Origin of the sequence: Pseudomonas sp. PvP100, assembly GCF_017833055.1 — a bacterium.
In the GTDB taxonomy this organism is placed as follows: domain Bacteria; phylum Pseudomonadota; class Gammaproteobacteria; order Pseudomonadales; family Pseudomonadaceae; genus Aquipseudomonas; species Aquipseudomonas syringae.
In genome coordinates, this window is the sequence record NZ_JAFIBO010000001.1 from 1568624 (window position 1) to 1589461 (window position 20838).

Consider the following 20838-nt stretch of genomic DNA (forward strand, 5'->3'; position numbering starts at 1 on the left):
ACCGCGAACATTTTCGGGTATCAGTTGAGTACTCACCTTGCGACTTAAATATTGAGTAGCGAATTATTCGAAGTCAATATTTTTTTAATTATTTTTTTGAACTAGGGCGCTCTATTTTTGTGCCTGGCTTACCAAAGTGGTGCAAGAAGGGTTTTTTGAAAATTATCATGTCTACTCAGGGATTACCGCAGGGGCCATGCGATAAAAGCACGAGCAATCTATTTAGGTATCACTCATTTTTTGCGCGTGCTCCGAGACAGTGCGCCCTTGTTAATACATGTCGCTGGATTGCCCGCCCCAAGTACTCTCTCTCTTAGGTGGAGGTTGAGGTCATCAAGACCACATCCAAGCTTTATTTATTTAAAAAAGCTATAGATAGTGTTTGACTGATAGCTTGACGCTTCTAGCTCGCCTAACCGCTGCATTATGAGGACCGCACTTTTAATTGTTGAATCGGCGCGGTCTTTTAACAGAATGCCCGCGCGTTAACCGGTGGGCCGACGCTTATGATCACCCGGCGTTAACTCAAACATGGCACTTTCACGCGCCCGGTCAGCATTCACGACGGAGCTTGGCGTAGACCTATATCTTGATCGCGCGGCGCTGAGTGCACTAGCTTGAATGGACGGCTGATCAATCCTTGGCAGGCTTTGTCTCGGAAAACGTACAAACAGGACACGCAGGACGCTTTTTCAGCGCTCATTTGTCGTCCGGGTGAATCGCCCGGATGCAGCGCGGATCAACGTGTTGCGGGCTGACAGCCCCGATTTCACGCAGCGGCGATGGGCTTTTTGAAAAAAAGAGCGTGGACTCGGGATATAACACTAATTAGAATCAGTCTCATTTGGCGCATCCCATCGCTCAAGGCTTTTGACATGACTCAAGCAGCGACGCTATCACAGCAGACCTTGCATTCCCTGTACCGCGATCATCATGGCTGGCTGGAAAGCTGGCTGCGCAGACGCATGGGCAATGCCTGGGATGCGGCTGACCTGAGTCAGGATACGTTCCTGCGCGTGCTCTCCAGCTCCCAGCAGATCGCCGATATGCAGGAGCCGCGTGCCTACCTGCTGACCGTGGGCAAGCGCCTGCTGAGTAATTTCTACACTCGCCGCAGCCTTGAACAGGCTTATCTGGAAGCGCTGGCGCAGTTGCCCGAAGAAAGCGTGCCGTCGCCGGAGCAGCGCTGGTTGCTTCTGGAAACCCTGCAGGCGCTGGACGAGCTGCTCGATGGCCTGTCGGCAGTGGTGCGCCGGGCGTTTCTCTGGAGTCAGCTCGAGGGGCTGGGCTATCGGGAAATCGCTGAACGCCTGAGCGTTTCTGAACGCACCGTCAAACGCTATATGGCGCAAGCCTACGAGCATTGTCTGTTGGTGGACTGGTGATTCGCCCGGCACCTTCGAACGAAGAACGCGAGGTCGTACGCAAAGCGGCGCAGTGGCTGGCGCTTCTCGAGTCCGGCGGTGCCAGCGATGAAGATCACGCCATGCTGCAACACTGGCGTGACAGCTCCGCCAGCCATGAGCGCGCCTGGCAAAAGGCCCAACAGCTGCGTCAGCGTTTTTTCGGTCTGCCTGCCAACCTGGCCATGGCGACGCTGGATCGTCCTGACAAGGCCAGGCGCGCAACGCTGAAAAGGGCGCTTGGGGCCGTTGCGCTGGTCCCCACCGTCTGGCTGCTGGGGCGTCAATTGCCGCTGGATGTCTGGCGTGCCGACCTGCAAACCGCAGTCGGCGAGCACAAGCGCCTGTCGCTGGCCGATGGCAGCACCTTGCAACTGAATACCGACAGTGCGGTGAACGTGGATATGGGCGCCCGGGCAATCACGCTGGTGCGGGGCGAAATAGCCCTCAAGGTGCCTGGCAGCGTGCCGCTGACCATCAACGGTCCTTATGGCCGCATCGTGGTCGGTCGGAGTGAAGTCTGTGTGCGTCTCAATAATAGCGACTGCCGGGTTTCGGTCGTCAGTGGCACGGTGCAGCTTTATCCCCTGCACGGGCCTGTGCTGGCCTTGAATGCGCAGCAGCAGGTCACTCTGAAGCAGAGCGGCATCGGTGCTGTCAGTGTCTTCGACGCCTTGCTGCCTGGCTGGCGTGACGATGTGCTGAGCGCGCAGAACCAGCCGCTGGGCGATTTCCTGCGCGAGCTGGGTCGCTACCGTCCGGGCCTGCTGCGCTGGGAGCCGGCGCTGGAAAACCTTCGAGTGACGGGCAGCTTCAGGCTCGACAATACTGACCGCGTACTGTCTTTGCTGGCGGCCAGTCTGCCGGTGGAGGTGCAGATGCGCACCCGTTACTGGGTGACCCTGGCGCCTCGAAAAAACATTTCGACAAAAAATAGTGCGTAACGCTGTCCCTTTTTTTTGTCTCGCTGGTCATTCCAGGTAAGTGCACAAAAAATACGAGAGCTTCCCTCTATGTCCGCAGTGTCTTCCTACCGTTTGCGTCCGCTTTTGCATTTCAGCCTGTTGCTGACGTTGAGTTCCAGTCCGTTGTTCATCTCGACCAGTTGGGCCGACACCTCGGGTAGACGCGCCTATGAGGTACCGGCCGGCAGCCTGAGCGCCGCGCTCACCCGTTTTGCCGGGCAGGCCGGGGTCAATCTGTCGGTAGACCCTGCGCTGGTGAATGGCCGTAACAGTTCGGGGTTGTCCGGCGAGTTCGCGGTCGAGGAAGGGTTTGCGCGCCTGCTGCAAGGTTCCGGCCTGCAGCTGATGCCCGTCGGGGAGCAGGCTTACACGCTGATCCCGGCACCTGAAAGCGCCAGCGCAGGTTTGCAACTCGCCCCCACGTCGATCGTTGGTGACAGCGGAGTCACGGACGGTCAGGAATACGCGGGCGGTCAGGTGGCGCGCAAAGGCTCGCAGGGCATGCTGGGTTCCCGGGACTTCATGGAAACGCCATTCAGCATGACCACCTACACCAAGGACGCGGTGAAAAACCAGCAGGCCCGAACCCTTGGCGATCTGATCGCCAGTGACCCGTCGGTACGCGCCACCAACCCTGCAGGTGGGCGTTACGAGCAGTTCACTATTCGCGGCTTGAGCCTGTTCAACAGTGACGTCTCCTACAACGGTCTGTATGGCATCCTGCCCACTTACACGATCGACATGGAAATGGCCGAACGAGTGGATATCCTCAAGGGGCCAAGCCAGTTGATCAACGGCATTTCACCGCGAGGCAGTGTCGGCGGCGGGATCAACGTGGTCCCCAAGCGCGCGACGGATAAGCCGATCACCGAGCTCACCACCAGCTATGCTTCCAAGGGGCAGGTGGGTGCTGCGGTCGACGTAGCCCGTCGCTTTGGCGAAGACGACAAGTTCGGGATCCGTTTCAACGGCGTGAAGCAGTCCGGTGACACTGAATGGGATCACCAGAGCGTCGATCGCGACATGGCCGTGCTGGGTCTGGATTTCCGCGGTGATCGCCTGCGTCTGTCCACGGACATCGGGCACACCGAACGCGACACTGATGCGCCGCAGGAACGTGTGCAGGTCGGTGCCAACGCGAAGGTGCCTAACGCCAACGATGTGCGCGACAACTATGCGCAGTCCTGGAGCAAGGCGCGCACCAAGGATACTTTCGGTGCAGTGAATGCCGAATACGACCTCAGCGACTCGGTCATGCTGTACGGCGGTGTCGGCGCGCGCAAAAGTAACCATGATTTCCTGCGCCATGCGGTATCGGTCACCAACGACGCAGGTGACTTCAGCGTTCAGCCGCGCGATTTCACCCGCGACGAAAATGTGCGCACAGCCACTGCCGGTGCACGCAGCTGGTTCACTACCGGGCCGGTCAGCCACGAGGTCAATCTGGCTGCCAGCTATTTCTACATGGACTTTGAAAACGGTGGTGCGCGCTATGCAGCCGCACCAAGCAATCTCTACAACCCTGTCGATACGCCGACTCCCTCCAACCCAACGCGTACCGACTCCAAGGTTTACACCGAGAACCGCTTCAGCGGTGTGGCGCTGACCGACACGTTGGGCTTCTTCGAGGACCGTCTGCTGCTGACACTCGGCGCTCGCTGGCAGCGGGTCAAGGTTGATGACTGGACCGATGACGTGAAGGGCGACACCGCGTACGACGAGGAAAAGGTCTCACCGTCAGGCGGCATTCTGTACAAGGTGACCGACGACTTTTCGGTGTACGCCAACTACATGGAAGGCCTGAGTCAGGGCAAGATCGCTCCGTCGACCTCGGTGAACGAAGACCAGATCTTCCCGCCGTTCGTCAGTCGTCAGGTCGAGGTCGGCGCCAAGTATGACCTGGGGTCATTCGCCTTCACCGCCAGCGTATTCCGTATCAAACAACCAGCCTACGATACCAATACCACCTCGCGTGTATTCGGCCCGAATGGCAAGCGCCGTAACGACGGTGTCGAGCTGACCATGTTCGGTGAGCCCATGAAGGGCTTCCGTCTGCTGGGCGGAGTGATGTACATCGACAGCGAACTGACCAATACCGTCAACGGCACATTCGACGGCAATCGCGCACCGGCCACCCCCAAGTACAACGTCAATCTGGGCGCCGAATGGGACGTCCCTGGCGTCAACGGCCTGACCCTGACCGGCCGAGGTATCTATACCGGTTCGCAGTATCTGGATCAGGCCAACAGCAAAAGCATCGATTCATCGGAGCGTTTCGACGTAGGGGCGCGGTATGCCTTCAAGGTCGATCAGAAGGACATCACGCTGCGGGCCAATGTCGAGAACGTGATGAACAAGTACTACTGGAGCTCGGCCGGCGCGTCGGACGACAGCGAGCCGGGGCTGACCCTGTCGACGCCGCGTACCTATCTGTTGTCGGCCACCGTCGGTTTCTGAGTCGATACGTGACGCCCAGGGAAGGGCTCACGTGTATAGCGAACGACCGGCAGTCCTCATCGAGGGATAAACTGTGTGCAGCATTAAATAATCAACCTCAACGGCGACACAACAGTTTGTTATTTAGATAGGCTGTTTTGTCATAACGCCAAAATAACAATAGCCACCTTCAATAGTGGCACATTGAGTTATACCGATTAATCCTGTCGGCATAACTGTGTGCCTTGTTCATTATCAGGCACGCAAAAAGTTTATTTAAATTTCATCTTGTTTTTCGCAACAATGGGTTGCACTTTCAGGTAAATGATAATAATTTGCATCCGGAAATCCAGTGAGGACTTACAGATGTTGAATAATGGCTTATTGCACTCAACTACGTCGCAGAAAACCAATGCCAACTATCTGGACAGGCAGAGCAAGTTTGAATCGAATGTAAGGAGTTACCCACGCAAGTTGCCATTGGCGATCGCCAAGGCACATGGCGTGTGGGTCACGGATGTTGAAGGGACCACGTATCTGGACTGCCTGGCCGGCGCCGGAACATTGGCATTGGGCCACAATCACGAAGCCATCATGGCCAGTCTCGACAGCTTTCTGACCTCGGGCATGCCTATGCACACCCTTGATCTGACCACTGCGGTCAAGGACGCCTTCAGCGAAACGCTGCTGAGTCTGCTGCCAGGACAGGGACGTGATTACTGCCTGCAATTCTGCGGTCCATCCGGGGCAGACGCCGTCGAAGCCGCGATCAAGCTGGCCAAGACCGCCACCGGTCGCCATAACATCATCAGCTTTTCCGGCGCCTATCACGGTATGACCCACGGTGCCCTGGCGCTGACCGGCAACACAGGGCCAAAAAACGCCGTCGCTAATCTGATGCCCGGTGTGCAGTTCCTGCCGTACCCCCATGAATACCGCTGCCCGCTGGGCATTGGCGGCGAGGCCGGTACCGAAGCGCTAAGTTACTACTTCACCCAGTTCATCGAGGACGTGGAAAGCGGTGTGTCGCTGCCGGCGGCGGTGATTCTGGAAGCGGTGCAGGGCGAGGGCGGTGTCAATCCGGCACCTGCGGCATGGCTGCGGCAGATTCGCGAGGTCACCCGCAAACACGGCATTCTGCTGATTCTGGATGAAGTACAGGCCGGCTTTGGCCGCACCGGCAAGATGTTTGCCTTCGAACACGCGCAGATCGAACCCGACGTCATCGTCATGTCCAAGGCGGTCGGCGGCGGTCTGCCGTTGGCAGTGCTGGGTTTCAAACGCGAGTTCGACGCCTGGTCTCCAGGCAATCATGCCGGCACCTTTCGTGGCAACCAGATGGCCATGGCGACCGGCCTGGCGACCCTTGAAGTGCTGCAACGACAGAACCTTGCCGGCCAGGCCGCAAAACGTGGCGACTGGCTCAAAGAACAGCTCGGTCTGTTGCAACAACGCTATCCGGCGATTGGCAATGTGCGCGGCCGCGGTCTGATGCTGGGCATAGAGATAGTGGACGAGCGCAAACCGGCGGACCGCCTCGGCAGCCTGCCGATGGACCCGGACCTGGCTGTTGCCATTCAACAGCATTGTTTCAAACAGGGGTTGTTACTTGAACGGGGTGGTCGCAATGGCAACGTCATTCGCTTATTGCCGCCATTGATCATTACCGAAGAGCAATGCCAATTAGTGATCCAGCGTTTCGAACAAGCGCTCAAGGCGGCACTGTCCCAGCTGCGCCAATGAAACTCAGGTGATAAGCAGGGATAAACAGTAAGTCATCCGTGACACTGACATCACGACTGAAACACTACCCGCACACAACGTTTGGCTGGGCGAACTTATCGGACCTCGACAGCTCGATTGTTGTGCCGCAAGCGATAAATCAACGTTTGTTGCGACGTCATTTAAACGGTCAGCGTAAAGGCGACTGTGGAGCAGACATGACTAATACCGATCGCACCGTCTTATCAAACATGGTGAGCGAGTTGGCAACCACTCGCGCGTTACTCAATTGCCTGATCAAGGAATTCGCACTGCCGGAAGAGTGCCTGCATTACACCTGGCCTGAAGGCATGCAAGGCATAGCGCCGGGCAGTTTCGTGGATGGTGGGCAATGGAAGGGCATTCCGCTCACCATCAGCCTGCCCAATCAGCAGCAGTTCTTTGTCCTGGTGGACCGCCGCGACCATTTGGGCAGCCATCGCTACCTTTCCGATGTCTACGCACGTCAGGGGCAGAGCACTTGGCGCTGCCTTGCGTTTGCCGAATTCGCCCGACAACTGTTGACAGCCTGTGAGCACATGACCCGTGCCAGCAATGACGAACTGCTGGATCAGGTCCTGCAGAGCCAGCACCTGACTGCCGCCATCGTTGCCCATAACATGACCGGTCAACACCCGGAGCCACTCAGCGGCTATCTGGCCAGTGAGCAGGGTTTGTGGTTCGGCCATCCCAACCATCCGGCGCCCAAGGCGCGCCTGTGGCCTGAGCATCTGGCCCAGGAGACCTATGCCCCGGAGTTTCAGGCGCAGACTGCGCTGCATCTGTTCGAAGTGCCGCTGGAAGGGCTGCGAATCACCTCCAACGGCTTGAGCGATTCAGAGGTGATGGCAGGCTTCGCTGACCAGTCGCGGGCCCGACCCGGGCATGCGCTGATCTGCATGCATCCGGTACAGGCGCAATTGTTCATGCAGGACCGTCGCGTGCAACGTCTGCTCGAACTGGGCGACATCTCGGACCTGGGTGCCAGTGGCCTGCTGGCCAGCCCGACGGCGTCGATGCGCACCTGGTACATCGAGGGGCACGACTACTTCATCAAGGGCTCGCTGAATGTGCGCATCACCAATTGCGTGAGGAAAAACGCGTGGTATGAGCTGGAAAGCACACTGATCATCGACGAACTGTTCCAGCGCCTGCAGCAAACACGCCCGGAAACCCTCGGCGGGCTGTCTACAGTCGCCGAACCCGGCTCGATGAGCTGGGCTCCCAAAGGCGTGAGTGAGGCGGACGGTCACTGGTTTCGCGAGCAGACCGGCGCCATTCTGCGGGAAAACTTCTGCCGCCGCTCCGGCGCCGATTGCAGCGTGATGGCGGGCACACTGTTTGCCCGTGATCTGCGTTCACGCCCACTGGTGCACGACTTCCTCGAGCGCTTCAATGGTCGGGAACTCGAGGATCAGCACCTGCTGGACTGGTTCGATGAGTACCAGTCCTTGCTGCTGAGCCCGGTCATGGCGCTGTTCTTCAATCATGGCATCGTGATGGAGCCGCATTTGCAGAATGCAGTGCTGATTCACGATAACGGACGCCCGCAACAACTGCTGTTGCGCGACTTCGAAGGCGTCAAGCTCACCGAAGAGCTGGGCATCAAGGCGATTCAGGTGGGGCTGCACCCGAGAATTCGCCAGTCTTTGCTCTACACCCGCGAACAGGGCTGGAACCGCATTACCTATTGCCTGCTGATCAACAACCTGTCCGAGGCGGTATTGGCCTTAAGCTGGGAGCGTCCGCACCTGGCACCACTGATGTGGCAGCGCGTCGAGCGACAATTGCAGCGTATTCGTGACGAACTGATGCTGCCTGCACCCGAGCTGGACGCGCTGATCGCTGGCCAGTCGATTGCCTGCAAGACCAACCTCAAGGTCCGGCTTGCCGCCAAGGCTGACCGCGAAGCCAACTATGTGCGTCTTGCATCGCCGTGGGCCACGGAGGCACGTTATGCATAAGGTGCCGGAAACCGTACTGGCGGCCATCAAAGAGGTTCGGGCGCTGGAAACCGATCCGCTGGCGGCCTTTGTCTACGATCTGGACGCGCTGCAGCAGCATGTCAGTGAAGTCATGGCGGCGCTGCCGGCAGGTGTCGAGCTGTATTACGCGATCAAGGCCAACAGCGAAGCGCTGATGCTGGAAACCATCGCCCCGCTGGTCAGTGGCTTTGAAATTTCCTCTGGGGGCGAGATCGAGCGGGTGATGGCCTGTCCGACACGCAAGCCCTACGTGTTCTCGGGCCCAGGCAAACTCGATTCCGATCTGCGCTCGGCGTTGCTGAACAAGGTTGAAGCTATCCACCTGGAGAGCCTCAACGAAATCGCGCGTCTGCAGCAGCTAGCCGAACAAGCGGGGCGCGTGCAGCCGGTATTCCTGCGCATCAACCCGCAACTGCCCGCTGCGCAGTCGAGCAGGCTGGCGATGGCCGGGACCGCGACACCGTTCGGCATTGACGAAGCCGACCTGGCCGAGGCGGTCAGACGCGTGGACAACGCCAGTCACCTGATGCTCAAGGGCTTCCATGTACACGCCATGTCGCATCAGATGTCGGTCGAACGTCATGAGCAGTTGCTCGATTTCTACCTGCAGCGCTGGCAGGAATGGAAGGCTCTGGCCCGCGACCCAGGCCAGCTCACCCATTTCAACGTCGGCGGCGGTATTGGCGTCGATTACCTCAACAGTCAGCAGTTCGACTGGCAGCGGCTGTGCCGCTATCTGGAAAAACGCCTGGGCGAGCAGCACGATGCGCCGATCCTGCGCTTCGAGCCGGGACGCTTCATCAGTGCCTATTGCGGCTATTACGCCATCGAGGTGCTGGACAGCAAAACCAGCCACGGCGAGCATTTTCTGGTCTGCCGAGGCGGAACTCACCAGTTTCGCCTGCCGGTCGCGCAAAGCCATGACCATCCGGTTATCCACCTGCCGACTGCGCCGCAGAGCACTGAGTCGTCAGAGCAGGCTTACACCATTGTCGGGCAGCTGTGCACGCCCAAGGACGTACTGAGCCGTCGCCAGCCACTCAAAGGCGTGAACATTGGTGATCTGCTGGTCCTGCCTTTGGCGGGGGCGTATGGCTACAACATTTCCCACGCCGACTTTCTCTGCCATCCAAGACCGTCACAGCACTTCGTGCGCAACGGTGAACGGGTTCGCCAATGAGTTTTAACGTCCCACGCCGCTGGGTGGTGTTCAACGTGCTGCTCGGTACGCTGACGGTCAGCCTGAGCAACAGCTCGCTCAACCCGGCGCTGCCGACCTTCATGGAGGCGTTCAGGATCGGCCCGCTGCTGGCCACCTGGATTGTCGCCGGATTCATGACCAGCATGGGCATGACCATGCCGCTCACCAGCTTCCTCAGTCAGCGCATCGGACGCAAACGCTTGTACCTGTGGGGTGTGGCGCTTTTCATTGGCGGTTCGCTGTTGGGCGCGCTGGCCGACTCCATCGCACTGGTGATCACCGCACGGGTGGTACAGGGCATTGCCAGCGGGCTGATGATCCCGTTGTCGCTGGCGATCATCTTCTCGGTGTATGAAAAGCACGAACGGGGCAGAGTGACCGGGCTTTGGAGCGCAGCAGTGATGCTCGCACCGGCGCTTGGTCCGCTGTGTGGCAGCCTGATGCTGGAGTGGTTCAGCTGGCGCTCGCTGTTCCTGATGAATGTACCCATCGGCCTGCTGGCACTGCTGCTGGGCGTCGGCGTGCTGCCGGACTCCGAACCTGCCGAGCGCAAGCCGTTCGACCTGATCGGCTACCTGCTGGTGGCGTCGGGCATCGGCTTGCTGATGATCGCCATCAGCCGCATGCACCATGCCCAGGCGCTGCTCGATCCGGTCAATCAGGCCATGGTGCTGGTCGCGGTGGCTTGTCTGGTGGCGTTCGTACGTGTCGAGTTGAGTCGACAGGCACCGCTGCTGAATCTGCGCCTGTTCAACCTGCGCGGTTATCGCCTGAGCGTGATCATCGCCGTGGTGCAATCGGTCGGCATGTTCGAGTGTCTGGTGCTGTTGCCGCTGCTGGTGCAGAGCGTGCTGGGCTACAACCCGATCTGGACCGGCCTGGCGCTGCTGTGTACCGCCAGCTTCGCGAGCCTGTTCGGCCAGTGGGGCGGCAAGGCACTGGACCGCCATGGCCCGCGCACCGTCGTCGCCGTCGGACTGCTGTTGACCGGCGTTTCGACCCTGGCGCTGGGCATGCTCAAGGCCGATGCCGCGATCGGCGTGGTGTTCGTGCTGATGATGATTCGTGGCGCCGGCCTCGGGCTCTCCTACATGCCAGTGACCACGGCGGGGCTCAATGCCTTGCCCGAGCCGATGGTCACTCAGGGCGCTGCGATGAACAACATTTCCCGGCGTCTGGTCGCGTCGCTGGCCATCGTCATCGCATCGCTGTGGCTGGAGTTTCGCCTCAACACCGCGGGACCGGCCGCCACGCCCTCTGCCATCAGTGAGGTGTTCATCGCCACCGGCCTGCTGATCCTGCTGGCACTGCCCTGTGCCTGGCGTTTCCCCCTTAACGACGAGCGCGCCGAGGCCCAGCCCGACGCGGTCGAACCCCGATAATTTTTCGTTCGAGGTATGAACATGGCTACCCCTTTACCGCTGCAACGTAACGCCGCTTCGACAACAACGACAACGACTACGACGGGTACTGGTGCCTGGCTGGCCGACGTCAGCGCCGAGCGCTATCAGCAAGTGCAACGCCGCGTGATCGGCCAACTGCTGCAAACCCTGCTGTACGAGGCTGCGCTGCCTTACCGCTGTGAGCCGCTGGATGATCATCGGCATCGTTTTGCAGTGGCCGTCAGTGGCGGTGTGGAATACCACTGCGAGGGTCTGCTGAGCACCAGCTTTGAGCTGATCCGCCTCGATCACGCCACGCTTGAGCGGGTGGACAGTGCCGGCGAACGCAGCGTGCCGGATCTGCATCTGGCGTTGACCGAGCTGCTCAGCCCGTTCAAGGACAGCCCGCACCTGACACGCTTCATCCAGGAAATCGAGCAGACCCAGCTCAAGGACTTGCAGGCCCGTAATCAGGGTTATCAGCCCGCCAGACCAGCGCATCAGCTGGATGTCGACGCGCTGGAGCAGCACTTCATGGATGCCCACAGCTATCACCCATGTTACAAGTCGCGGATCGGCTTTTCCCTGGCTGACAACCGCCACTACGGACCAGAATTTGCCACGCCTTTCGCGGTGGTCTGGCTGGCCGTGGCGAAATCGAGCGCCTCGGTCGGCCACTCGCGGAGCATGGATTTTCAGGCGTTCATCCGTCAGGAGCTGGGCACACAACGCTGGCAGGAAATAACTCGGGATCTAGCCGCGCAGGGCAAGTCCATCGACGACTATCAACTGATGCCGGTGCATCCGTGGCAGTGGGATAACGTCACGGTGTCTACCTTCTACCCGGAACTGGCCAGCGGCGAGCTGATTTACCTGGGTACGTCGACCGATAGCTACAAGGCTCAGCAGTCGATTCGCACGCTGGCCAACGCCAGTCAGCCACAGCGCCCATACGTCAAGCTGGCGATGAGCATGACCAACACCTCCAGCACACGCATCCTGGCGCGCCACACGGTGTTGAACGGCCCGATCATCACCGATTGGCTGCACCAGTTGATCGCAACCGACAGCACCGCTCGTGCGCTGGATTTCGTGATTCTCGGTGAGGTGGCGGGGGTGAGCTTCGATTACCGCCATCTGCCGGAATCGCGTTCGGCGCAGACCTACGGCACGCTGGGCGCCATATGGCGGGAAAGCCTGCATCAGTACCTCCGGGACGACGAGCAGGCGGTGCCGTTCAACGGCCTCAGCCATGTAGAAAACCGTTACGGTGATGGCCAGCAGACGCCGTTCATAGATGCTTGGGTCAGCCAGTACGGGCTCAAGGAATGGACCCGGCAACTGCTGCAGGTCACGGTACCGCCGATCATTCACATGCTCTATGCCGAAGGCATCGGCATGGAGTCCCACGGCCAGAACATCGTGCTGATCGTCAAGCAGGGCTGGCCGCAGCGCATCGCCCTCAAGGACTTCCATGACGGCGTGCGTTATTCACCTGCGCACCTCGGACGTCCCGAACTGTGCCCAGAGCTGGTTCCGCTGCCCGCCAGCCATGCAAAACTCAACCGCAACTCGTTCATCATCACCGATGACGTCAACGCGGTGCGCGATTTCTCCTGTGACTGTTTCTTCTTCATCTGCCTGGCTGAAATGGCGATTTTCCTGCGTCAGCAATACCAGCTGGACGAAGCACTGTTCTGGCAGATGACCGCCGACGTCATTCTCGACTATCAGCGTGCTCACCCGCAGCACCGCGACCGTTTCGGGCTGTTTGACGTGTTTGCGCCGTCGTACGAAGTGGAAGAGCTGACCAAGCGTCGACTGCTGGGGGATGGCGAGCGTCGCTTCCGCTCGGTACCGAACCCACTGCACACCTACAGGCCGCAATGATGCTGAGGACCAATACGCTCAAAAGCAGAATTGCCGACGGACAGCCTGCACACGGGGTGATCAGTTCGATCCCGGCCCCGGCCGCCATCGAGTTGATCGCCGAGGCCGGGTTCGACTTCGTGATCATCGACATGGAACACGTCCTGATCAACCCGGAAACCGTGGAAAACATGATCCGTGTGGCAGAGAGCTACGACCTCACACCACTGGTGCGGGTCGCCGATCTCAACCCGAAAACCCTGCTGCGCCTGCTCGATGGCGGCGCGCAGGGCATTGTCTTGCCGATGATAGAGAGCCCCGAGCAACTGGCGGATGCGATTGCCGCCTGCAAATACCACCCGCTGGGTCGTCGCAGCCTCAATGCCGGACGTCCCGGCTCGTTCGGCAAGCACAGCCTGGCGCAGTACGTGGAGGCCGCCAATCAACAGATCATGGTGGTGGCGATGATCGAAAGCGCCGAAGGCGTACGCCGTGCCGCCGAGATCGCCAGCGTGCCGGGGCTGGACATGATTCTTGAAGGCGCGGCAGACCTGTCGCAGTCACTGGGCATGCCCTGGCAGATCGATCAACCAGATGTACAAAACGCGTTGATTGCGACTTGGCAAGCCACCCACGCGGCGGGCGTCGCCTATTGCGCGATCCCTCGTCAACCCGGTGACGCTGCCCGTTGGCAGGCTCGCGGGGTCAACACCTTTGTCCTCGGGGATGAGCGCGGCATTGCCTTTCGCGCGCTTCAGGCCCGCCTGGCTCAACATTCAGCAGAAGGAAAATAAACCATGAACTTCACTTCACTCGCCGCTGACCTGGTCATGCAGGATTTGGTCGATTGCCTGCTGGCTGAGGACTTCTTTGGTCGCGAGCCATTGCGCCTGCAGGACAGCAGCCAATGGCAGCTGCGCCACCCGCAGGCTCCGCAACTGGTAGAGCAGGGCAGCGCGCAGCAAATCTGGGAGTGGTGCTGCGATGATTCGGAGCAACGCTTCATCAGCATCGCGTTGCGCCCCGGCATCACCCAGCAATGGGAAAAAGTGCCCGGCACCCCGGTACTGGGCCGACAGGACGAGCGCTGGACGCAGTTGTCGCCGGAAGACTTCATGAAGTGGGTGTTCGCCGGCAAGGCGACGCTGCTTCAGGACAGCGAGCGTCAGGACAACGAAAAGGGTATCGCGCTGTTTCTCGATGTGTTGCGCATCAGTGTCTGGCAGACCGCGCTGTCGCTGGACCACAAGGTCGACGAGCAGAACCTGATGGCTCAGGACGGCGCAACCTTCTTCAGAACCATGGAGCAGTGGGCGTCGCTGCGTGATCGCCCTTATCACCCGCTAGCCAAGGCCAAACAAGGCTTGAACGAACAGGAATACCTACAGTACCAGGCCGAGTTCGCCCGGCCGGTAGCGCTGAACTGGGTGGCCGTCGACAAGACCTTGCTGCAATGCGGCGACGGCGTGGAGGACTTGAATGCATCCTTTCCGGCACGCTATCTGCTGCCCGAGAACCTGCAAGCAGAGCTTGACCGGGAGATGCAGGCGCGTGGCATTGCCGGCAGCCATGTTGCGCTGCCGGTTCACCCGTGGCAGTTCGAGCATGTCTTGCAGGTCCAGCTGGGCGATGCGTTCGCCAAGGGCGATTGCCAGCAGCTTGATTTCAATCAGGCGCAGGTGCATGCCACTTCGTCGCTGCGTTCGATGACACCGTGCTTCAACAGCGCTGACTACCTGAAGCTGCCCATGGCGATTTATTCGCTCGGCGCTTCGCGCTATCTGCCAGCGGTCAAAATGATCAACGGCGGGCTTAGCGAAAAACTGCTGCGTCAGGTGGTCGACAAAGATGAAACCCTGAGCCGTTCGCTGCACTTGTGCGACGAACGCAAATGGTGGGCATTCATGCCGCCACAAGCCACGCTGTTCGACGAAGGACCTCGGCATCTTTCGGCCATGGTGCGCGGCTATCCGGCCGCGTTGCTCGATGATCCGGAGTGCCGCCTGCTGCCCATGGCGGCGCTGGGTACACCGCTACCGGGGAGCAATCGGCATTTCTTCGACGAGTGGATGGACTACCGCGACCTGCCGCGCAATCAGGCTTCGGTACTGACACTGTTTCGCGAGTTGAGCCACAGTTTCTTTGACATCAACCTGCGTATGTTCCGCCTGGGCATGCTCGGCGAAGTGCATGGTCAGAACGCGGTCATGGTCTGGAAAGCCGGACAGGCTCAAGGGCTGCTGTTGCGTGACCACGACTCGTTGCGTATTTTCGTGCCCTGGCTGGAGCGCAACGGCATGCACGACCCGGAGTATCGAATCAAGAAAGGGCATGCCAATACGCTTTATCATGACCGCCCCGAGGACTTGCTGTTCTGGCTGCAGACGCTGGGTATTCAGGTAAACGTGCGGGCAATCATGGATACTCTGGCGCAAGTGTATGACGTACCGGTCACTGCGCTGTGGACCGTATTGCGCGATGTTCTGGATAATCTGATCACAACCATCGAATTTGACGACGAGGCGCGTGGCATGATCAGGCAACAACTGTTCGAAGCCCCCAACTGGCCGCAGAAACTTCTGCTGACGCCTATGATCGAGCGCGCGGGCGGTCCGGGCAGCATGCCGTTCGGCAAGGGTGAAGTGGTCAACCCGTTCCACAGGTTGCGCCGTGCAACCTGACCGAACCCTGCATCCTTCGCGGCGCACAGTGTTGCGCCTTTCGCTGGGGTTACTGGCGCTGCCTGGCATTGCCCGGGCAGCGCCGCTACGCGTTATCACCCTGTTTCAGGGGGCGTCCGACACTGCCGTAGCCCTTGGCGTAACGCCTTGCGGCGTGGTGGATTCATGGAGCGAAAAACCAATGTATCGCTACCTGCGCCCGGCGCTGGCGGCGGTACCGCATGTGGGCCTGGAAACCCAGCCGAGCCTGGAAGATATCGTGCTGCTCAAGCCGGACCTGATCGTCGCCTCACGCTTTCGCCATCAACGCATCGCGCCGTTGCTGGAGCAGATCGGCACGGTGCTGATGCTCGAAGAGGTGTTCGAGTTCAAGCGCACCCTGGCAATGATGGGCGCGGCCCTGCAACGTCAACAGCTGGCCATGGACCTGCTCGGGCAATGGCAACAGCGTGTGGCAGCGCTGCGTGGCCAGTTGCAGGCGAAGTTCGCCCGACGCTGGCCAATCACCGTGTCGGTGCTCGACATTCGCGAAGACCATATCCGTAGCTATCTGCCGGCCAGCTTTGCCGGCTCGGTGCTCAGTGAACTGGGCTTTGCCTGGACGCCCGCGGCCCGCGAAGCCACGGGCGTGTCCCTTAAACTCAGCAGTAAAGAGAGTTTGCCTGTGGTCGATGCCGACCTGTTCTTCGTCTTTCAGCGCGCGGACAGCAACGCCGCGCAGCACACCTACGACAAGCTGGTACAGAACCCGTTCTGGCAACAGTTGCGTGCAGTACGGGACCACCAGGTATGGCGCGTTGATGCCGTGGCCTGGAGTTTGTCCGGCGGCATTCTGGGCGCCAATCGCATGCTCGATGAGATCGCCCGCGTGGCCCTGGCGGATAGCGCCTCATGACGGCTGCGGTAAAACTGGGCCTGGGGCTGTTGATACTGGTAGCGTGCATGGGATTGAGTCTGGCCACCGGGGCCACCTGGATATCGCCCGCTGCCATTGTGCGAAGCGTCTGGCAGGCTGATGCGCTGAGCGCTATCGAGCACGTGCTGCTCGACACACGGCTGACACGCACCCTGATGGCCGTCGCAGTGGGCTCTAGTCTGGCGGTTGCCGGGGCGCTGATGCAGGCGCTGACGCGCAATCCGCTGGCGTCGCCTGGCCTGTTCGGCATCAATGCCGGCGCGACGTTTGCCATCATCGCCTGTTCGTCGCTGCTTGCACTGTCGTCCATGAGCCAATGGCTGTGGTGCGCGTTCATCGGCGCTGCGGTGGCGGGCACGATTGTCTGGGTCATCGGCAACCGGGGGCAGGGCAGCCTCAATCCATTGCGCATCGTGTTGGCCGGCGCAGCGATCACTGCCTTGTTTACCGCATTCAGTCAGGCCTTGCTGGTGGTCAATCAGGACGGTCTGGACACCGTGCTGTTCTGGCTGGCCGGCTCGTTGTCGGAGCGCGAACTGAGCACCGCCGCGCCGTTGCTCGTCTGCGTGGTCATGGGGCTTGTCGGCGCGCTGGTGCTGGCGGGGCAGGTCAACGTGCTCAACACCGGGGAAGCCATCGCGACGGCGCTGGGCCAGCGTACGGGGCTGATTCGCCTGATGATGAGCGTGGTGATCATTGCCCTGGCAGGCAGCGCCGTGGCGCTGGCGGGCAGTATCGGCTTCATCGGTCTGCTGGTGCCACACATGGTGCGCAAGACGCTGTCCATCGACCATCGCTGGCTGCTACCCGGCTGCGCAGTGCTGGGCGCGACCCTTTTGCTGCTGGCCGACACGCTGGCGCGAGTCGTGATTGTCCCTCAGGAAGTCCCGGTGGGTGTGATGACTGCGCTGTTCGGTGCGCCGTTCTTCATTGCACTGGTTCGGCGGGGCGCACGCTATGGATAAGCATTTCACCGTGCGCTACAGGCGCTTTTCCCGGCAGCTCAGCCTGACAGCATTGACGCGCTTGCTGACGGGCCTGGCGCTGACGCTGCTGGTCGCACTGAGCTCGCTGGCCTTGGGCAAGATCAATCTGACGCCAGCGACCCTGCTGAGTGTTTTTACCGGTCAGGCGGATGCCAGCCTGGTCTTTATCGTCGAACAACTGCGCATGCCCCGGCTGGCCCTGGCCGCCCTGGTCGGCGCGGCCCTGGCGGTGTCCGGACTGATCCTGCAAAGCATCATTCGCAACCCGCTGGCCTCACCGGATCTGTTAGGCATCACCAGCGGTGCCAGCGCCGCCGCCGTGTTGTACCTGTCATTCTTCTCGGCTGCACTGGGCGCGCAGTTTCTGCCCCTGGCGGCGATCTCTGGCGCAGGCCTCGCGGCACTGGTCATTTATCTGCTGGCCTGGAATCAGGGCGCTTCACCCTTGCGCATGGTGTTGATCGGGGTAGGGGTGTCGGCTCTGCTGGCTGCGGTGACCACGTTCATTCTGGTGTTCAGCCCGTTGACCACCACCTTGTCGGCTTATGTCTGGCTGACCGGGAGCGTGTATGGTGCCAGTTGGCCGGAGCCCCGCGCACTGGCCGGCTGGCTATTGTTGACGTTGCCGCTGCTGGCGCTGCTCGCGCGTCAGGTGCGCATGCAGCAACTGGATGACGCGCTGGCCCAGGGCATCGGCGTGCGCGTGCAATGGCTGCGCGCGGGGTTGCTGCTGGTGAGCGTCGCGCTGGCCGGGCTGGCGGTCGCCTGGGGTGGGGCGATTGCCTTTGTCGGGCTGATTGCGCCTCATATCGCCAAACGCCTGATGCCGCCGGGGTTCGTCGGTCAGGCGCTGATGGCGGCGTTGATCGGTGCCAATCTGGTGATGCTTGCCGATCTGGCCGGACGCACGCTGTTCCTGCCGCTGGATCTGCCCGCAGGGATTTTTGTCGCGGTGCTGGGCACACCTTTTTTTCTGTACCTATTGATCAACCAGCGGCACTAAGGAATTACGGATGGCGTCAATCGCAACCCACGACCTGACCCTGAGTTACCAGCGGCAGGTGATCATCGACAGTCTTGATCTGCAGTTACCCGCAGGCCAGGTGACCGTGCTGATCGGCAGTAACGGTTGCGGCAAAAGCACCTTGCTAAAATCCTTGGCGCGCCTGCTCAAACCCCAGCAGGGCACCGTCGTGCTCAACGGTGCCGACATTCACCAGAAGTCCACTGCGACCGTCGCGCGTGAACTGGCGATTCTGCCGCAAATGCCCAGCGCACCGGAAGGCATAAGCGTGCGGCAACTGGTGGCGCTGGGGCGTTATCCGTATCAGAACTGGATGCAGCAATGGTCCGCCGAGGATGAAGCCATGGTCGCACGGGCTCTGGCGCAAACCGGCATGCAGGACCTGGCCGACAGACCCGTCGATGCCCTGTCAGGCGGCCAGCGTCAGCGCGCATGGATCGCCATGACCCTGGCGCAGGATACCGACATTGTATTGCTGGACGAACCGACGACCTTTCTCGATCTGGCTCATCAGATCGAAGTGCTGGATCTGTTGCGCGACCTGAATCGGCAAGAGGGCAAGACCATCGTGATGGTCCTGCATGACCTGAATCTGGCCTGCCGTTACGCCGATCACATGGTTGCCGTCCACGAACGCAGCGCCTTTGCCCAAGGGCGTCCGGCCGATATCCTCAGCGAGGCGCTGGTCAAGCAGGTCTTCGGCCTCAACTGCCGGATCATCGCCGATCCATTCTTTGGTACGCCGCTGTGCATCCCCTTTGGCAGGGAACTGCCGCAATGAGTCTGGCGCAGGCGTTCAGCGAATCTGAATGGGCGTTGCTGTCCGAGGCGCTGCGGCTCAGGCCGGCAGGTGAGCACGATCCGCGCTCGCTATCGGCCCGCGCGCTGCTGGACGACGCAGTCTGCGAGCAATTGCTTGGCGTGTTGGGGCCGGTGATCGGTTCTCCGACACAGGCAATCACCGCATCACTGCTGGCCAAGCGCATTTCTTTCTTGAGCACCGGTGCCTGCCTGTACGCGATGTCGGTCTACGACAAGGGCCTGACCCTGTCGCTGGACAACAGCGTGATCGAATACGCGCATGATGATGGCCTTTGGACCTCGTCAATGCCTTTGCTCGATACAACGCCAGTGGGTTATGAGCCGGGTGCTCGCGAAGCATGGCGTGATCAGATCGCCACCACTTTGTTCCGCGACCTGCTTCAGCCGCTGTGGGAAACTTTCAACCGTGTCACTGGCATTTCCCGACGCATTCTGTGGGAAAACACCGCAGTACGCGTGTATTCGCTGTACGACAAGCGCATGGACAAGGTTGAAGACCCGGCGATCCGGCAGCGCTGTGAAGCCGATTTCGACTGGCTGCTGCACCAGGCCGATCCCACGCTGTTCGGCCTGACCTACAACCCGCTCAAACACTTCCGCCGTCCGCCGGTTGTGCTGGAAGCCGAAGGCAAAAGCATCCGTTTTCGGCGCACCTGCTGCTTTTATTACGACGCCAGCAACCCCGTCGAGTATTGCTCGACCTGTCCGTTACTGAGGCCCAAAAAATGTCGATGAACAAGCAGATTGCACACCGCCAGCAACAACTCAGCGACGCCGTCATAGAGCAATACCGTGACATTGCCGCGTCGACCATCGGCCACCTCACCGACGCGGGTTACCTGCGCGGGATCAGACCGCTGTTCGAGGGTGCCAGACTGGTTGGCAACGTTGTCACGGTCAAACTGCAACTGCCCGACGGCAGCATTTTGCGCGATGCACTGCTGAACAGCCTGCCAGGCGATGTACTGGTGATCGAATGTGTCGGCGACGAGCATTGCGCCTGCTGGGGCGAACTGCGCACCCTGGCCGGGCTCATCAAGGGGCTTGCCGGCGTCATCGTCTCGGGCGCAGTCACCGACGTTGCCGCCTTGCGCGAACATCGTCTTCCCGTGTTCAGCCGGGGAGTCAGCGCAATGACAACGCGCACTCTCGGGGAAAGCGGCGAGCTCAATGGACTGATCCATATAGGCGGCGTGGAGGTGAGGCCTGGGGACATTGCAGTCGGGGATGATGACGGAGTATTTATCCTGAGTCCGCAACAGGCGAACGAACTGTTACCCGAGTTGCTGGGCAAGGAGAGTGCGGACCGAAAAAGAAGGGAAGAACTTATCGACAGACTGAATGGGCGCCAGCCTGAACTCGGAAGTTAGCGTTGACACGATGTTTAATATTTGGATCCTATATCCA

Annotated in this window: 16 protein-coding genes; all 16 read left to right on the forward strand. The window is 60.3% G+C overall.

Features of this window, described 5'->3' with window-relative positions; all coding sequences use genetic code 11:
• Positions 1–875 precede the first annotated feature (875 nt).
• The 16 genes from JOE39_RS06790 to JOE39_RS06865 all read left to right on the forward strand — a co-directional run bounded on the left by JOE39_RS06790 (position 876) and on the right by JOE39_RS06865 (position 20801).
• Positions 876–1385, forward strand: a complete 510-nt coding sequence (locus JOE39_RS06790; protein WP_003318943.1) for a sigma-70 family RNA polymerase sigma factor — start codon at positions 876–878, stop codon at positions 1383–1385.
• Positions 1382–2347: a FecR family protein gene (locus JOE39_RS06795; RefSeq protein ID WP_004404516.1), complete on the forward strand. Its 966-nt coding sequence runs from the start codon at positions 1382–1384 to the stop codon at positions 2345–2347. The genes JOE39_RS06790 and JOE39_RS06795 overlap by 4 nt, the downstream gene beginning before the upstream one ends.
• A gap of 69 nt (positions 2348–2416) precedes the next feature.
• Complete coding sequence (locus JOE39_RS06800; RefSeq protein WP_024665123.1) at positions 2417–4825, forward strand: TonB-dependent receptor; 2409 nt, start codon at positions 2417–2419, stop codon at positions 4823–4825.
• 345 nt (positions 4826–5170) lie between these two features.
• Positions 5171–6547 carry a diaminobutyrate--2-oxoglutarate transaminase gene (locus JOE39_RS06805; RefSeq protein WP_024665124.1) on the forward strand — a complete coding sequence of 459 codons (1377 nt, stop codon included), beginning with the start codon at positions 5171–5173 and terminating at the stop codon, positions 6545–6547.
• A 197-nt stretch (positions 6548–6744) separates the two neighbouring features.
• Complete coding sequence (locus tag JOE39_RS06810) at positions 6745–8529, forward strand: IucA/IucC family protein (RefSeq protein WP_057445673.1); 1785 nt, start codon at positions 6745–6747, stop codon at positions 8527–8529.
• Positions 8522–9730 carry a type III PLP-dependent enzyme gene (locus JOE39_RS06815; RefSeq protein WP_004404507.1) on the forward strand — a complete coding sequence of 403 codons (1209 nt, stop codon included), beginning with the start codon at positions 8522–8524 and terminating at the stop codon, positions 9728–9730. The genes JOE39_RS06810 and JOE39_RS06815 overlap by 8 nt, the downstream gene beginning before the upstream one ends.
• Positions 9727–11133: a DHA2 family efflux MFS transporter permease subunit gene (locus tag JOE39_RS06820; protein WP_003420556.1), complete on the forward strand. Its 1407-nt coding sequence runs from the start codon at positions 9727–9729 to the stop codon at positions 11131–11133. Before JOE39_RS06815 ends, JOE39_RS06820 begins: the two co-directional genes overlap by 4 nt.
• A 21-nt stretch (positions 11134–11154) precedes the next feature.
• The gene (locus JOE39_RS06825) at positions 11155–13023 is read left to right on the forward strand and encodes an IucA/IucC family protein (protein WP_004404501.1); all 1869 of its coding nucleotides are present in this window, start codon (positions 11155–11157) and stop codon (positions 13021–13023) included.
• On the forward strand, positions 13023–13796 hold the full coding sequence (locus JOE39_RS06830) for an aldolase/citrate lyase family protein (RefSeq protein WP_004404492.1): 774 nt from the start codon (positions 13023–13025) through the stop codon (positions 13794–13796). Before JOE39_RS06825 ends, JOE39_RS06830 begins: the two co-directional genes overlap by 1 nt.
• Before the next feature lie 3 nt (positions 13797–13799).
• On the forward strand, positions 13800–15683 hold the full coding sequence (locus JOE39_RS06835; RefSeq protein WP_004404490.1) for an IucA/IucC family protein: 1884 nt from the start codon (positions 13800–13802) through the stop codon (positions 15681–15683).
• Complete coding sequence (locus JOE39_RS06840; protein ID WP_057445672.1) at positions 15673–16578, forward strand: iron-siderophore ABC transporter substrate-binding protein; 906 nt, start codon at positions 15673–15675, stop codon at positions 16576–16578. Before JOE39_RS06835 ends, JOE39_RS06840 begins: the two co-directional genes overlap by 11 nt.
• Positions 16575–17564 carry an iron ABC transporter permease gene (locus tag JOE39_RS06845; RefSeq protein WP_003420543.1) on the forward strand — a complete coding sequence of 330 codons (990 nt, stop codon included), beginning with the start codon at positions 16575–16577 and terminating at the stop codon, positions 17562–17564. The genes JOE39_RS06840 and JOE39_RS06845 overlap by 4 nt, the downstream gene beginning before the upstream one ends.
• Positions 17557–18588, forward strand: coding sequence for an iron ABC transporter permease (locus JOE39_RS06850; protein ID WP_004404487.1), 1032 nt, complete (start codon positions 17557–17559; stop codon positions 18586–18588). The genes JOE39_RS06845 and JOE39_RS06850 overlap by 8 nt, the downstream gene beginning before the upstream one ends.
• Positions 18589–18598: 10 nt before the next feature.
• On the forward strand, positions 18599–19390 hold the full coding sequence (locus JOE39_RS06855) for an ABC transporter ATP-binding protein (protein WP_003318733.1): 792 nt from the start codon (positions 18599–18601) through the stop codon (positions 19388–19390).
• Positions 19387–20166 (forward strand): IucA/IucC family C-terminal-domain containing protein, encoded by a 780-nt coding sequence (locus tag JOE39_RS06860; RefSeq protein WP_003420535.1) that lies wholly within the window; start codon positions 19387–19389, stop codon positions 20164–20166. The genes JOE39_RS06855 and JOE39_RS06860 overlap by 4 nt, the downstream gene beginning before the upstream one ends.
• A complete protein-coding gene (locus tag JOE39_RS06865; RefSeq protein ID WP_004404478.1) occupies positions 20157–20801 on the forward strand; it encodes an RraA family protein in 645 nt (214 codons plus the stop codon). Before JOE39_RS06860 ends, JOE39_RS06865 begins: the two co-directional genes overlap by 10 nt.
• Positions 20802–20838 lie beyond the last annotated feature (37 nt).

Excerpts from the sequence above, each read along its gene's own strand:
- JOE39_RS06820 (WP_003420556.1), top strand. The coding sequence starts at position 9,727 with ATGAGTTTTAACGTCCCACGCCGCTGGGTGGTGTTCAACGTGCTGCTC.
- JOE39_RS06815 (WP_004404507.1), top strand. The coding sequence starts at position 8,522 with ATGCATAAGGTGCCGGAAACCGTACTGGCGGCCATCAAAGAGGTTCGG.
- JOE39_RS06800 (WP_024665123.1), top strand. The coding sequence starts at position 2,417 with ATGTCCGCAGTGTCTTCCTACCGTTTGCGTCCGCTTTTGCATTTCAGC.
- JOE39_RS06845 (WP_003420543.1), top strand. The coding sequence starts at position 16,575 with ATGACGGCTGCGGTAAAACTGGGCCTGGGGCTGTTGATACTGGTAGCG.
- JOE39_RS06825 (WP_004404501.1), top strand. The coding sequence starts at position 11,155 with ATGGCTACCCCTTTACCGCTGCAACGTAACGCCGCTTCGACAACAACG.
- JOE39_RS06830 (WP_004404492.1), top strand. The coding sequence starts at position 13,023 with ATGCTGAGGACCAATACGCTCAAAAGCAGAATTGCCGACGGACAGCCT.
- JOE39_RS06805 (WP_024665124.1), top strand. The coding sequence starts at position 5,171 with ATGTTGAATAATGGCTTATTGCACTCAACTACGTCGCAGAAAACCAAT.
- JOE39_RS06855 (WP_003318733.1), top strand. The coding sequence starts at position 18,599 with ATGGCGTCAATCGCAACCCACGACCTGACCCTGAGTTACCAGCGGCAG.
- JOE39_RS06860 (WP_003420535.1), top strand. The coding sequence starts at position 19,387 with ATGAGTCTGGCGCAGGCGTTCAGCGAATCTGAATGGGCGTTGCTGTCC.
- JOE39_RS06835 (WP_004404490.1), top strand. The coding sequence starts at position 13,800 with ATGAACTTCACTTCACTCGCCGCTGACCTGGTCATGCAGGATTTGGTC.
- JOE39_RS06790 (WP_003318943.1), top strand. The coding sequence starts at position 876 with ATGACTCAAGCAGCGACGCTATCACAGCAGACCTTGCATTCCCTGTAC.
- JOE39_RS06850 (WP_004404487.1), top strand. The coding sequence starts at position 17,557 with ATGGATAAGCATTTCACCGTGCGCTACAGGCGCTTTTCCCGGCAGCTC.
- JOE39_RS06865 (WP_004404478.1), top strand. The coding sequence starts at position 20,157 with ATGTCGATGAACAAGCAGATTGCACACCGCCAGCAACAACTCAGCGAC.
- JOE39_RS06810 (WP_057445673.1), top strand. The coding sequence starts at position 6,745 with ATGACTAATACCGATCGCACCGTCTTATCAAACATGGTGAGCGAGTTG.